The 13853-nt window shown below is 39.5% G+C and carries 9 protein-coding genes and 1 pseudogene; 8 read left to right on the top strand and 2 right to left on the bottom strand.

Annotated features, from left to right (window positions below; genetic code table 11):
* Window positions 1–206: 206 nt before the first annotated feature.
* Window positions 207–3044 carry a penicillin-binding transpeptidase domain-containing protein gene (locus C1A07_RS01300; RefSeq protein WP_101875507.1) on the top strand — a complete coding sequence of 946 codons (2838 nt, stop codon included), beginning with the start codon at window positions 207–209 and terminating at the stop codon, window positions 3042–3044.
* A 16-nt stretch (window positions 3045–3060) separates the two neighbouring features.
* Entirely contained in the window at window positions 3061–5592 is a 2532-nt protein-coding gene (locus C1A07_RS01295; protein WP_242972220.1) for a transglycosylase domain-containing protein, read from the top strand.
* Here C1A07_RS01295 and C1A07_RS01290 read toward each other — a convergent pair.
* Both C1A07_RS01290 and C1A07_RS01285 read right to left on the bottom strand, forming a co-directional pair.
* A complete protein-coding gene (locus C1A07_RS01290) occupies window positions 5534–7321 on the bottom strand; it encodes a BlaR1 family beta-lactam sensor/signal transducer (RefSeq protein ID WP_242972343.1) in 1788 nt (595 codons plus the stop codon). The genes C1A07_RS01295 and C1A07_RS01290 overlap by 59 nt on opposite strands.
* Before the next feature lie 28 nt (window positions 7322–7349).
* On the bottom strand, window positions 7350–7733 hold the full coding sequence (locus C1A07_RS01285) for a BlaI/MecI/CopY family transcriptional regulator (RefSeq protein ID WP_101875505.1): 384 nt from the start codon (window positions 7731–7733) through the stop codon (window positions 7350–7352).
* 159 nt (window positions 7734–7892) lie between these two features.
* Between C1A07_RS01285 and C1A07_RS01280 the strand changes: the two genes are divergently transcribed.
* From C1A07_RS01280 to C1A07_RS01255, 6 genes and pseudogenes are all read left to right on the top strand, one after another.
* On the top strand, window positions 7893–8507 hold the full coding sequence (locus tag C1A07_RS01280; protein WP_101875504.1) for a flavodoxin family protein: 615 nt from the start codon (window positions 7893–7895) through the stop codon (window positions 8505–8507).
* A 102-nt stretch (window positions 8508–8609) separates the two neighbouring features.
* A complete protein-coding gene (locus C1A07_RS01275; protein ID WP_101875503.1) occupies window positions 8610–10292 on the top strand; it encodes a recombinase family protein in 1683 nt (560 codons plus the stop codon).
* Window positions 10282–10656 (top strand): annotated as a pseudogene (locus C1A07_RS01270) (sigma-70 family RNA polymerase sigma factor); the annotation flags it as partial. The gene C1A07_RS01275 and the pseudogene C1A07_RS01270, both read left to right, overlap by 11 nt.
* 102 nt (window positions 10657–10758) lie before the next feature.
* The gene (locus C1A07_RS01265) at window positions 10759–12105 is read left to right on the top strand and encodes a putative DNA modification/repair radical SAM protein (RefSeq protein ID WP_101875501.1); all 1347 of its coding nucleotides are present in this window, start codon (window positions 10759–10761) and stop codon (window positions 12103–12105) included.
* Between the two features lie 11 nt (window positions 12106–12116).
* The gene (locus tag C1A07_RS01260) at window positions 12117–12872 is read left to right on the top strand and encodes a TIGR03915 family putative DNA repair protein (RefSeq protein WP_101875500.1); all 756 of its coding nucleotides are present in this window, start codon (window positions 12117–12119) and stop codon (window positions 12870–12872) included.
* A 13-nt stretch (window positions 12873–12885) separates the two neighbouring features.
* On the top strand, window positions 12886–13815 hold the full coding sequence (locus C1A07_RS01255; protein WP_101875499.1) for an alpha/beta fold hydrolase: 930 nt from the start codon (window positions 12886–12888) through the stop codon (window positions 13813–13815).
* The last annotated feature ends 38 nt before the right edge of the window (window positions 13816–13853 follow it).

Below are 13853 nucleotides of genomic sequence, written 5' to 3'. Positions count from 1 at the left end.
ATTTTTGCCCCTTTCATGTGGCTTATGTACGTAACATATTATGTAGCGTTGATTGTCCTATATGCTGTATTTTAAATTAGACAAAATTTGTGGTTGACTTTAAATCTTACATGTGTAATACTAATAGAACAAAGGTGAATTAGTAAAGCCTTTATTTTTTTAATTGAAAATCTTACATTTGTAATATTTAAGGAAAAGGAATTTTTATGTTTCGCAATCTGCATATAAAAGTAAAGGAGCCTAGATTACTTGGCCTTGCAGGAGTGTTCTGCCTTCTGTTTGCCGCTTTAATTGGGCGGCTGTATCAGCTTCAGATTTTAAATGGAAAGGATTATCAAACAAAGTATATAAGTACGATTCAGAAAAAGCAGAGAATTCCGGGAACCAGAGGGAGGATTTATGACAGAAATGGCACACTTTTGGCGGAGGATAGATTATCCTATGATTTGACTTTGGAGGATTCTCAAAATTATAAGACAAAAAAAGAAAGACAGGGAACATTAAACGGAATTGCTTATCAGTTGTCAGTCATAGTAAATGATGATAATAAAATGAACAAAATTATTCCCATCTCCGCCTCAGAAGAAGGAGAATATGAATTTACAGAATCAGGAACCAGGCTTTTAAGGTTTCTAGGCGATTTATTTGGAAAAGCAGATTTAAATCAGCTGACTGAGGAAGAAAAAAATATGACAGCAAAGGAGATTGTCAGTTATATGTGCGGGGAGGACATGTTCCTTTTAGGCAGGGAAAACTATAGTTTTTATACACAGAAGGAACTTCTTCAATATGGCCTGCCTGAAAAGCTGTCTGAAGGAGAACTTCTTCAAATTCTAAATATCAGGTATGGTTTATATTTGAATTCCTATAGAAAGTATCTGCCTTTTTTAGTGGCCTCTGATATATCAAGAGAGGCTATGGTGGGAGTTTCAGAGCACAAAGATCAGTTAATAGGAGCAGACGTCCAGGAGGGCAGTATTCGCGTTTATTATGGCGGAGAAAGTATGTCAGGGATTTTAGGCTACACAGGTTTGATTTCCTCTGAAGAACTGTCCCAATATAATGAGGACCATTATACTGCCCAGTCTATGATCGGAAAAAGCGGGATAGAGAAGTCTATGGAAGAGGAACTGAGAAGCAAAGACGGAATTGTCCAGTTTTACACAGATTCTGTGGGCCGGAAGGTGTCGGAGCCTGAGAATGTTGTTTGGTCAAAAGCAGGAAACAATGTATATCTTACTATAGATAAAGAATTGCAGGAGGCCGTCTACCAGATGCTGGAACAGCAGATTGCAGGGATTTTGCTGTCTAATATGATAAGTACAGAAAGAAAATACATGACTAAGGCAAAGGAAGCGGCGCAGATCAGGATTCCTGTAGACGATGTGTATGTCAGTTTATTTAAAAATCATGTTATCAGCACAGATAGTTTTAAAGAGCCTGAGGCATCGTCCCTGGAGCAGCAGGTGCTGGCTGATTTTTCACAGGAAAAAGATAGAGTTTTGCAGAGATTAAAAGAAACCTTCGGTGTGGGCGGAGCAGAACTGGAATACTATGAGGACAGCTTTACGGCTTATCAGGAATATTTAATTAAAAAATTAAAGGATAATAAGATTTTAGAGAATAACTGCCCTTTATGGAATAAAGAGGAAAGCCTTAGAGATTATTTTTTCAATATAATCAGCCAGGGAAGTTTAAACGCCGAATCTTTGCATATAGGTGAAAAGTATATGAATATGCAGGATATGGAAGCTATTTTGGAAGAGTATTGCTTGACCCTGCTAAAGCAGGATAAAGAATTTGATGTGCTGATTTATGAGCAGATGGTCAGAAACCATAATATTTCAGCAAAAACAGTGTTGTGTTTGCTTTATGAGCAGGGAGTGCTGCCAAAGGATGATCCCGACTACGCCAGCCTGGAAAATGGTCTGATGACAGAGTGGGAGTTTATACGGAAGAAAATACGCAGCTTACAGATTAAGCCGGCTCAGCTGGCCTTAGAACCGTGTTCCGGCTCAGCCGTAGTAATAGATCCTGGAAACGGGCAAGTGCTGGCCTGCGTCAGCTATCCGGGATATGACAATAATCTGCTGGCAAATCAAATGGACAGCCAGTATTACGGAAAGCTTTTAAATGATCTGTCTCTGCCTTTGTTTAACAGGGCTACAAGTCAGCTTACAGCTCCAGGCTCCACCTTTAAACCGGTTACAGTGGCGGCAGGATTAAATGAACATATGATTCAGGCAGATACAGCAGTTATGTGCGACGGAATCTTTGATAATGTGTCTCCGCCGTTAAGATGCTGGAACAGAGGCGGTCACGGAATTATTTCCTCCAGCGCAGACGCATTGCGCCATTCCTGCAATGACTATTTATGCAATATTGTGTATATGGCGGGAGGTAAGGAGGACGGAACCTTTTCAGAGGAAAAAGGCCTGGAGTTTTTAGAAAAATATTCTGTTATGTTTGATTTAAATAAGCCTACTGGCATTCAAATAGGGGAGGCCAAGCCTCACGTAACAGATCAATATGCTGTGCCCTCCGCCATCGGACAGGGCACCCACAATTATACTACAACTCAAATTGCCAGATATACAGGGACATTGGCAAACCATGGTACAAGCTATCGTCTTTCTTTAGTCAGCCATATTACAGACTGGGAAGGAAATATAATTGGCGCTTATGCTTCAGAGGCAGAAAGTCAAGTAAACCTGCCTGATGCAGTATGGAATAATATTGAATCAGGCATGAGGTCTCTTGCAGCCGCCAACAGTTCTTTAAAGAATTTAGGTATTTCAGTGGCAGGTAAAACGGGAACAGCGGAAGAATCCAAATCTCGCCCTAATCACGGCTGGTTTATCGGTTATGCCCCCTGTGAAAATCCTAAAATCGCGGTTGCCGTAAGAGTGGCTAACGGTTACAGCTCAGGAAATGTAGTGGGCGTTGGAAGAAATATTTTCAGCTATTATTTTCAACTGGAGCCGGTGGAACATATATTAACCGGACAGGCGGCCCAGGTTTCTGACAATGTGCGGACAGATTAGCAAAGGAGGTGATTAGATGGCAGGCAGAATATTTAACAGCCTTCGCCTGTTTTTAAAGGGATTCATTCCCACTTTATTGATTGTTGCAGCTGTTTTAATGATGATAGGAGCCGGTATTATCTATAAAATTGTGAGGGAGGCTCCAGATATTGAAAATTACGATTTCCGTCCCCAGGGCTTTGCTTCTATTTTATATGATTGTGACGGCAGGGAAACGGAGCGGCTTGTGATGGCAGGGAGCAACAGGGAGGAGGCTGTATACGAGGAAATTCCAGAAGATCTGCTCAATGCTTTTATTGCTGTTGAGGATAACAGCTTTTGGAATAATAAAGGAATCGACATTAAAGGCATTATCCGTGGGGCAAAAGGAGTAGTAACCGGGGATTCATCTGCAGGAGGAGGCAGCACAATCACCCAGCAGCTAATTAAGAATACTGTGTTTCAGGGCGGGATGGAAAAAACATTTGGAGATAGGGTAAAAAGGAAAATACAAGAATGGTATCTGGCAGTTTCCCTGACAAAGGTTATGGACAAAAAGGTAATTATGACTAATTATCTCAATACCATTAATTTAGGATCTAATACTTTAGGGGTAAAGGTGGCGGCCAGAAGATATTTTAATAAAGAACTGAAGGATTTGACCTTGTCAGAATGTACTGTGCTGGCTGGAATTACGAAAAATCCTTCCCACTTAAATCCTATTACAGGAGCAGAGGCAAACAGGGAACGCCGTCTGAAAATTCTGGACCATATGCTGTCTTTTCATATGATTTCAGAGGCAGAATATAAAGAGGCTGCCAAAGATCATGTATATGACAGAATTCAGGAAGTAAACAGACAGGTGGAGTCTGATTCTCATAAATATACTTATTTTACAGATGAAGTCATTAAGCAGGTAGAAAATAAACTGGTGTCTGATCTTGGATATTCGGAAACAAAGGCTAAGAATATGGTGTACGGAGGAGGATTGTCTATTTATACTACTCAGGATAGTAAAATACAGCAGATTGCAGACCAGGAAATTAATAATCCGGATAATTATTCAGAAACCTTATGGGATATGGAGTACCGGCTGTCTGTGAAACAAAATGACGGCTTAACCGTTCATTATTCAGAGTCAGATGTAGAAAAATTTTTCACGGAAAAAGGCGGGAAGGCTAAAAAATTATATTCAGGGACAGAGGAAATAAACATCATTATTAAAGAGTTTAAGGAACATGTAATAAAGGAGGGGGATCAAATAGCAGGAGAGTATTTAAGCTATATTCCCCAGCCTCAGATTTCTTTTGTGCTGATAGAACAATCTACCGGCCAAGTAAAGGCTTTATGCGGAGGGTGGGGAGAAAAACAGGGAAACAGAACTTTAAACAGGGCCACAGATACTCTCAGACAGCCAGGTTCTACATTTAAGGTGCTTACCTCCTTTGCACCTGCTTTAGATACGGGAAAGGCCAGTCTGGCAACTGTGTATTATGACGGCCCGTATAGGGTAGGCGATAAAAGCTTTAGAAATTGGTATAATAATTTTACAGGATATGCAAATATCAGAGAGGGAATAGTATATTCTATGAACATTGTAGCAGTCCGCTGTTTAATGGAAACAGTTTCTCCTGATCTGGGAATTTCCTACGCAGAAAAATTAGGAATACATACTTTAACAGAAAATGATCATTATGCGTCTGCAGCCTTAGGAGGGCTTACTGACGGCGTATCAAACCTGGAATTAACAGCCGCCTATGCAGCTATAGCCAATAAGGGAATTTATACGGAGCCTGTGCTTTTTACAAAGGTTACAGATCACAATGGGCGTATTCTTTTGGAAAACAAGCCTAAATCCTACAGAGCTTTAAAAGAAACAACATCATTTTTACTTACGGATGCCTTATCTGATGGAATGAAAAGCAGCAGGCGATTTTCCAATGTATCTGTAAATTCTCTGGGGGTTAAGGCCAATCTGCCCTTCATGTCCTGCGGAGGAAAAAGCGGCACCACCACCAGCAATAAAGATATTTGGTTTGTGGGCTTTACTCCTTATTATACTGCAGGAATTTGGAGTGGAAATGACAAAAATCAGGTTATATCAGGGGAAACATCTTTTCACAAAAATATTTGGAGAAAAATTATGGAGCAGGTTCACAATGATAAAAAGGATATTGGTTTTCCCACGCCGGAGGGGATTGTCAGCATTCCTATATGCAGAAAGTCGGGGAAGCTGGCTTTAGATGATACGTGTGAAAATGATCCGAGAGGCACTGCTGTATACAATGAATATTTTGTTCAGGGAACAGAGCCAAAAGAACAGTGTGACAGGCATATAAAAGCGGAGGTATGTACAGATTCGGGAAAGTTAGCCGGACCGTACTGCTTAAACCGGCAGTCTAAAGTATTTCTGATGATAGATGAGAAAGAGGGAAGTTCTGACGACACTCAATACGATTTGCCAGGAGAATGTGCTGAAAAACACGGTCAGGAACTGGAAAACAGCCCTATTACAGAGCTGTCTCCAAATCCTGAGAAAGAAAGCAGTTTTCCAGAATATTCAGAGTAATCTGTCCTGCCTCTAAACTGTCCCCGGCATTTTCTCCCTGGAGATTTGCGGCAAATACATAAACATTATCCTTTGTTTCTAAAAATCCAATAAACCAACTGTTGACAATCTTTTCATTGACTATACCTGTTCCGGTTTTGCCATATAATGAAAAGGAGTCGTTGGAGGACAACAGAAGAGAGCGCTTTACTGCTTCTATATTTTCCTGGTTAAATGGAAGCGTTTGATTTTGAAGCTTTGTTAACAGCTGCACTTGCTCCATGGGAGATATTTTCAAGGTAGACTCCAGCCAGTACTGGCCGATTCCTCCTGAAAGATCTTGATTTCCATAGTTTATATGGGATAAAAATTTTTGCAGAGAAATTAGACCATTTTCTTCATCCAGTGATGTAAAATACCAGTTAACAGAATTTTTCATGGCAGAGGAAAGGGTTTGATCTTGATTCCATGCTTTAAAAGGATAGTTTGTGCCATTCCATAGGCGAGAGTGTGAATCTGGCGTAATCACATGGCTCTCCAGGGCAGCTAAAGCGCTGTAAATTTTATAGGTAGAATTTGGAGATACCCTAAGGCCGGCCAAATTTTGATTATATATATGATACTTGTTTGCATTGCTGTCATAAACTACAAAGCTTCCTGTATAATGATTAAAAAATGAACTGTAATCTTCAGCAATAATATTTTCATCAGTAAACTGGTAATGATTACTGATGGATGCATTGGATGATATAACAGGAGAAAAAGAAACAATCAAAACTGTAACTGCAATTAAAACGGCAACGCTTCGTTTATGCTTTTCCCTGGATTCTCCGGTATAATTTTTAATAATTAGAATCCGCTTTTTTAATTGGTTCACAGGGGCCCCCATACCAGAGGCAGGAGAGTAGGGAAGACCTGATATTTCCGCTACATAATGAAGCAAAGCAGAGCCATAGGAAATATAGTCCTGTTGATTTAAATGTGAAAGGACAGCTCCGTCACAAGCAGACTCGCAGTCTCTGCGCATAGATTTCAGGGCCAGCCATACTCCAGGGTGAAACCAGTAAACAATTTGCGCCAAGCAGGCCACATAATTAATAAATGGGTCCATATGTTTACAGTGAGTCAGTTCATGGAGAAAAATGTAGCGTATTTCTTTTTCTGACATCTGGGTTACGGCAGATAAAGGCAGAATAATATAAGGTTTTATAAAACCTGCCGTTACAGGGGTTTTTAAAAATGCTGTAGTAAAAACAGGAATATTATGTTTTATATGCAGCTCCTTCTGGCAGGAATTGTAAACCCTTAAAAGCTTTTTGTTTTCCAGGGGAAGAGAAGCTTGTTTCAGCAGATTGATTTTGAGCACAGAATAAAGTGTAATTGTCCCCATAAATATAATTCCTAAGATCCATACCCAGAAAAAGACAGTGTAAAGTTCTGTCCCTCCTTCTCTGGTCAGGGATAAAGAAAAGTCCTGAAGTGCAGGAATATCTGATGGGGCGGAAATATTAGAGGAATGGGAAAATCCTGCTTGTATTTCACGAACAGCTCTATTTTTCAAGAGAAAAAATATGGAAGAAATATTACCTGGATTTCCAAAGCCTGATGGACTAAAAGGGGCCATTAAGGCAATTAATAAAGGAAACCACAGGTAATATTGAGCTTTTAGGGATAACCGGCTTTTTAGTAAATATTTAATCCCAAAAATAAGAAGAACAAAAAAGGAAATTATCCAAAAGCCAAAAGTCATTCGACGAGATAAAATAGAAATAAAGGGGCTAAGATTCATTTTTTTCGTCTCCCAATAATAAGGTCTTTAAATCTTCCAATTCTGTTTTAGATATCTGATCGCTTTTAATAAAATTAGTCAACATAGAAGAAATATTTCCATTATAAAATCTGTTTAGAAAATGGGTATTTTCCTGCTTTAAGTATTCAGACTCCTGAATTAAATAGGTATAGACAAACATACGCCCTTCTTTCGTGTAAGACAGCACTCCTTTTTGAGTCAGCCTTTTAAGCAGGGTTTGTATTGTTTTTGGGCTCCACTGAGTCCTTTGCGTTAAGTAATCTGTAACCTGGTTGGTACTGATAGGAGCCTCCCTCCAGATTAATTTCATAATTTCATATTCAGCTTCAGAAATCTGCGGCAGCTGTTTCATTGCAATCCCCCAATTCTTACGAGTGTAATATAAAAAATTATAAACATTTATAAATAATTTGTCAATGAAGAAAAACACCGTTGACTGTCACCGTGTTCTGGATTATATAATAGGGCTATAGCTTATATATTAAAAATCAAAAGGTATTAGGAGGAAAAAATGAAAGTATTAATGATTAATGGAAGCCCAAGAAAAGAGGGAAACACTTCTATTGCTTTAAAAGAAATGGAAAAGATATTAATTCAGGAGGGAATAGAGACAGAGATAGTACAAATTGGAAGTAAAGATATAAGAGGCTGTGTTGCATGTGGATTTTGTAAGGATAAAGGCCGATGCGTATTTAATGATGAAGTGAATCAGCTGGCTTTAAAGCTGCAGGAGTCAGATGGTCTTGTAGTAGCCAGCCCTGTGTATTACAGCTCTGCAAACGCCACTTTGACTGCATGTCTGGACAGATTATTTTACAGTACATCTTTTGATAAGACAATGAAAGTGGGGGCCAGCATAGCAGTAGCGCGAAGAGGCGGATGTTCAGCTACGTTTGATCAGCTAAATAAGTATTTTACTATTACAGGAATGCCTGTAGCTTCCAGTCAGTACTGGAATAGTGTGCATGGGCGAAACCAGGGAGAAGCGCTGCAGGATGAAGAGGGGCTTCAAACTATGCGCGTGTTGGCGAGAAACATGGCTTTTTTAATAAAAAGCATTGCCTTGGGAAAGGAAAAATACGGGCTTCCTGAAACTGAAAAAAGAGTATTTACACACTTTATATAAAAAAGAGTAGCACTCGTGGAAGACCTTGTGAATTCATATTGAAAATATTCATATATGGAAAGGCTTTGGATTAAAATAGTAAAAACAAGTTGGAGGACAACGGTGAAAGAGCAATCCGGGCCTATTGTTATTTATTCAAGGAAATCTAAATTCACGGGAAAAGGTGAAAGTATAGAAAACCAGGTGGAAATGTGCCGGCAATATATTCAGTTGCATTTTGGCCCTCAGGCTGCGAAGCAGTCCTTAGTTTATGAGGATGAAGGTTTCTCTGGAGGAACCTTAGACCGACCACAATTTAAAAAAATGATGTGTGACAGCCAACAGACACACTTTCAGGCGATTGTTGTATACCGGCTGGATAGAATCAGCAGAAATATTGGAGATTTTGCCGGCTTAATCAGGGAACTGGACAGCAGAAACATTGATTTTATCTCTATTAAAGAGCAGTTTGATACTTCCTCTCCCATGGGCCGCGCTATGATGTTTATTTCTTCTGTGTTTTCCCAGCTGGAAAGGGAGACTATTGCTGAACGTATCAGAGACAATATGCATGAACTGGCTAAAACGGGACGGTGGCTGGGCGGCACTACCCCTACTGGATATAAGTCAGAAAGTGTGGAATATATAACCGTTGACGGCAAGAAGAAAAAAGCCTGTCAGCTGCAAATCATACCTGAGGAAATAGAAACAGTAAAGGTTATATATGACAAGTTTTTGGAGACAGGTTCGTTAACAAAAACAGATGCCTATCTTTTAAAAAACAGATATAAGACCAAAAAGGGAAATCAATTTAGCAGATTTGCAATTAAAGGAATCTTGTCCAATCCTGTATATATGATAGCAGATAGAGATTCGTTTCACTATTTATCTGAGAATAAGGTAGATTTATTTTCAGAAGAACAAAGCTTTGACGGTGTACACGGGATTATGGCATACAACCGTACACTGCAGCAGCAGGGGAAGTCCCAGAAAATACGGCCTATGGAGGAATGGATAGTAGCTGTGGGAAAGCATTGCGGAGTTATAGAGGGAAAGAAATGGATTCAGGTACAACAGCTTTTGGGAATGAATAAATCCAAAAACTACAGAAAGCCCAGAAGCAATGTAGCCCTGTTATCCGGACTTTTAATTTGTCAAAATTGCGGCAGTTATATGCGGCCAAAGCTCTCTGGAAGAAAAAATGAAAAAGGAGAGTTTACATACTCTTATTTATGCGCCATGAAGGAAAGAAGTCAAGGCAGTTTGTGCCATGCGCAAAATCTTAACGGAAATAAATTGGATTGCGAAATCATAGAAAAATTAAAAACTTTAAATGAAGATGCTGTTGTTTTAATGAAACTAATAGAAAAAGGAGAGACGAAGCTGCGGGCAAATAAGGCTGCCGGATTTTTTGAAATGGAGAAATTGACTGCTGAGAAAAAGAATAATGAGGATGAGATACAGTCTTTAATATCTGCCCTGGGAAAGGCGAAAGGTTCCTTGGCAGAAGATTATATTATTCGGCAGATTGAAACTGTACATGGGAAGGTAGAAGAATTAAATAAGCAGCTGTCTATTTTAGAGCAACAATCTGCATGGCGGCAGTGGTCACAGGAGGAGCTGAGCTTTCAGGCACAAGCGCTTGCCTCTTTAAAAAATTGGCTGGATCTTATGAGCGTGGAACAAAAACGAAGGTTTTTAAGACTATTAATAGAAAAGGTGGTGTGGGACGGCAAAAATATTCATGTTTTTTTCACCGGCTCACAGGAATGTCTGTTGTTTCCGCAAGGAGAGGATAGCAAATGAGATCCTTATGCTGTTTCGGGCAAATAAAAAGCATTCCAGAGAGGTTTCCCTTTTTGAACCTATCGGCGTAGATAAAGACGGGGAGACAGTAAGCTTGGTAGATGTTATTGAAATGGAAAACAAAGAGGTTTTAGATTCCATTATTTTCACCCAGGATGTAAAGGAGCTTTATGAGGCTTACGAGCAGTGTCTAAAGGAAAATGAAAAGCTGGTGATTAGTATGCGGTATGGTTTATTTGGCAAAAAGGAACACACCCAACGGGAGATTGCAGCCCAGCTTGGAATCTCCCGTTCCTATGTAAGCCGAATTGAAAAAAAAGCGTTGGAAAAAATGAAGGAGGAATTTGAAAGGCAGCAGCTTTAGGGGAAAAGAGGAAATCGAACATATTTTCGATTTCCTCTTGCAATTCTGATTTCTATATGTTACACTAAAAACAGAACAAATGTTCTGAATGGCGGTGTAAATATGTTGATTCAAGAGGAATTAAGTATAAAGCAAAAGCTGGAGATTCTTACAGATGCAGCTAAATATGATGTAGCCTGTACTTCTAGCGGTATAAACAGAAGAGGAAAAAAGGGAAGCACAGGAAGTACTTCAGCCTGCGGAATTTGTCATAGTTTTGCTGCTGACGGCAGATGTATTTCTCTTCTGAAGATTTTGTTTACAAACCAATGTATCCATGACTGCAAATATTGTATTAACAGGCGCTCTAATGATGTAGTCAGGACTTCCTTTACTCCGGAAGAGGTTTGTACTTTGACTATGGAGTTTTACAGAAGAAATTATATAGAAGGTCTTTTTCTCAGCTCCGGCATTTTGTACAGCCCGGATTTCACTATGGATTTAATTTATCAGACATTGTACAAGCTGCGCCGTGAATTTCATTTTAGAGGCTATATTCATGTAAAGGCGATTCCCGGAGCTGATCCTGCGCTGATTGAAAAAACAGGATATTTGGCTGACAGAATGAGTATCAATCTGGAGCTGCCTACAGCAGAAGGATTAAAAAGACTGGCTCCAGGGAAATCCAGGGACAAGATACTGCTTCCAATGCGTCAGATTCAAAAAGGTATTGCAGCGGGGAAGCAAGAGCTTGCTGTTTATAATCGTTCTTCCTCCTTTGTACCTGCAGGGCAAAGTACTCAGATGATTGTAGGGGCTACGCCGGAAAGCGATTATCATATGATAACTGTAGCAGAAGCCCTTTATAAAAAATATGATTTAAAGAGAGTATTTTACTCAGCCTTTGTCAGAGTTAATGATGACAGCCTGCTTCCAGCCCTTCCTTCCGGTCCGCCTCTTTTGCGGGAGCATCGTTTATACCAGGCGGATTGGCTTTTAAGATATTATGGCTTTCAGGCAGGAGAGCTGCTGTCGGAGGATAGGCCTAATTTTAATGTATTATTAGACCCTAAGTGCGACTGGGCTATAGGACATTTAGAGCAGTTTCCAGTGGAAGTGAATATAGCTGATTATTATACTCTTCTCAGAGTTCCTGGTATGGGAGTAAAGTCTGTCAGGCGTATTGTTGCCGCCAGGCGGCAGGGGGCTTTGGATTTTCAGGATCTGAAAAAAATGGGAGTAGTATTAAAAAGAGCCGCTTATTTTATTACTTGTAAAGGCCGTATGATGTATCCTGTAAAAATGGATCAGGATGTGATCACAAGAATGATAATCGGAGAAGAGAAAAGGCAGGTATGGGATATAGAGCATCACAATATATACCGCCAGATGTCTCTTTTTGACGATTATCATATGACGGTTCCTCCAGCTATGGAGGACTTGGCTATGACTGTTTCAGGCAGTATATAGGAGGGCATAGGATGACTGTATTTCTGTGCGCCCAGGATTTTGAAGGGATCTTATGCGGCGTATATTGTGGGTTTATGAGCCGGCTGGGACATGATAATGTCAGATTGGAATTTAAAGACACATATGTACCAGAACTTTTTACTCAGTATAAAGAGGTTGAGACTATAAGAGAGATTGCTGATCAAGTAGTTGAATCAGTGAGAAAAAGGATTTCAGAAGATGCATATGAGATGATTTATGAAGCCTCTCTCAGTATGGATGATAAACGGGCTGACAAAATATACAGATTTCTAATTGCAGGCTTTCAAAATGGCAGTAAGGTAAAAGATATGCTGCAGCTTCCAGCGGTATTTCATATATTTGAGATGTGCCGCCACTTGACTCACGAGGCCCATCTGCTTACAGGCTTTACCAGATTTACTCAAATGGAAGGGACGCTTTATGGTGTTATAGGACCTAAAAATGATGTCTTAGTTTTAGTTGCCAGACATTTTGCAGACAGACTGCCTGAGGAAAACTGGATTTTGTATGACAAAATAAGAGAAAAAGCAGCAGTTCATCAGTCTGGCAGGGGATGGCTGATCGTTTACCCTCAGGACAATCAATGGAGCACCAAATTAAAAAGAGCAGAGGAAAGCCAAAATTTTGAAGAATTGTGGACAAGTTTCTTTCACAGTATTAATATAAAAGAAAGAGAGAACCCAAAATGTCAGAGAAATATGCTTCCTCTTAGATACAGGACATATATGACAGAATTTCAAAAATAAGGTGATATATAATATGACTGTAGTAAAAAAAGAATATAGGATTTTATCCAGCGATGGTAAAAGCAAACTTTATATAGTCAGATGGGAACCAAAGGGCGCAGTTTTTGCTGTCCTTCATATTTCTCACGGTATGCTGGAACATATAGGGAGATATGAGGAGTTTGCGATATACTTAGCAAAGCGGGGAATTGCTGTGATTGGCCATGACCATTTGGGACATGGAAAAAGCAGTTTAAAAGAGAATTATGGCTTTTTTGGAGAAAACCATGGCGGAAATTATCTGATTCGGGACATTCGCAGAATAAGATATGTAATTTCCCGGTGGTATCCAGATACCCCATGTTTTCTCATGGGTCACAGCATGGGGTCTTTTTTGCTTAGACGTTATATTTCTGTATATCCAAATCAGGAAAAAGGTATTATTCTCACTGGGACGGGGGAGAAGCCTTACGCTTTGCTGTTGGCAGGATTAGCTATAGTTTCCTTCACAGGAAAGATAAAAGGGAAAATGTATCGAAGCGTTTTGTTTGAGGATCTAATGCTTGGAAGATTTGGAAAAAGTTTTCGCCCTGTAAAAACTGCTAGTGATTGGCTGTCATGTGATGAGGAAAAGGTATCAGAATATGTAAAAGATTCCATGTGCAGATTTCATTTCACATGTTCTGCATATGAGGATTTTTTAAATATTTTGATTGATTTGAAAAAGAGAATAGTAAGAAAAAAGTGTCCCTCAGATCTTTCTGTTTTATTAGCCTCAGGATGTGATGATCCTGTTGGAGATAAGGGAAAGGGAGTAGAACGTGTTTACACACAGATGAAAAAATATGGCGGAAAAGATATTTCTATGATTTTATATTCTAATTGCCGCCATGAAATATTAAACGAAAAAAATAGGATTCAAGTTTATAATGATCTGGCTCAGTGGATTCTAAAGCGTATTTAAGGCTTTAGAATCCGCGAAACTAAATTTCAATTTATCTT

The organism is Lachnoclostridium edouardi, assembly GCF_900240245.1.
Classification (GTDB): domain Bacteria; phylum Bacillota; class Clostridia; order Lachnospirales; family Lachnospiraceae; genus Lachnoclostridium_A; species Lachnoclostridium_A edouardi.
The sequence above is the reverse complement of the archived record's forward strand: the minus strand, read 5'-3'. Positions and strand labels throughout refer to the sequence as shown.

Excerpts from the sequence above, each read along its gene's own strand:
- C1A07_RS01300 (WP_101875507.1), top strand. The coding sequence starts at position 207 with ATGTTTCGCAATCTGCATATAAAAGTAAAGGAGCCTAGATTACTTGGC.
- C1A07_RS01290 (WP_242972343.1), bottom strand. The coding sequence starts at position 7,321 with ATGACTTTTGGCTTTTGGATAATTTCCTTTTTTGTTCTTCTTATTTTT.
- C1A07_RS01285 (WP_101875505.1), bottom strand. The coding sequence starts at position 7,733 with ATGAAACAGCTGCCGCAGATTTCTGAAGCTGAATATGAAATTATGAAA.
- C1A07_RS01260 (WP_101875500.1), top strand. The coding sequence starts at position 12,117 with ATGACTGTATTTCTGTGCGCCCAGGATTTTGAAGGGATCTTATGCGGC.
- C1A07_RS01255 (WP_101875499.1), top strand. The coding sequence starts at position 12,886 with ATGACTGTAGTAAAAAAAGAATATAGGATTTTATCCAGCGATGGTAAA.
- C1A07_RS01295 (WP_242972220.1), top strand. The coding sequence starts at position 3,061 with ATGGCAGGCAGAATATTTAACAGCCTTCGCCTGTTTTTAAAGGGATTC.
- C1A07_RS01265 (WP_101875501.1), top strand. The coding sequence starts at position 10,759 with ATGTTGATTCAAGAGGAATTAAGTATAAAGCAAAAGCTGGAGATTCTT.
- C1A07_RS01280 (WP_101875504.1), top strand. The coding sequence starts at position 7,893 with ATGAAAGTATTAATGATTAATGGAAGCCCAAGAAAAGAGGGAAACACT.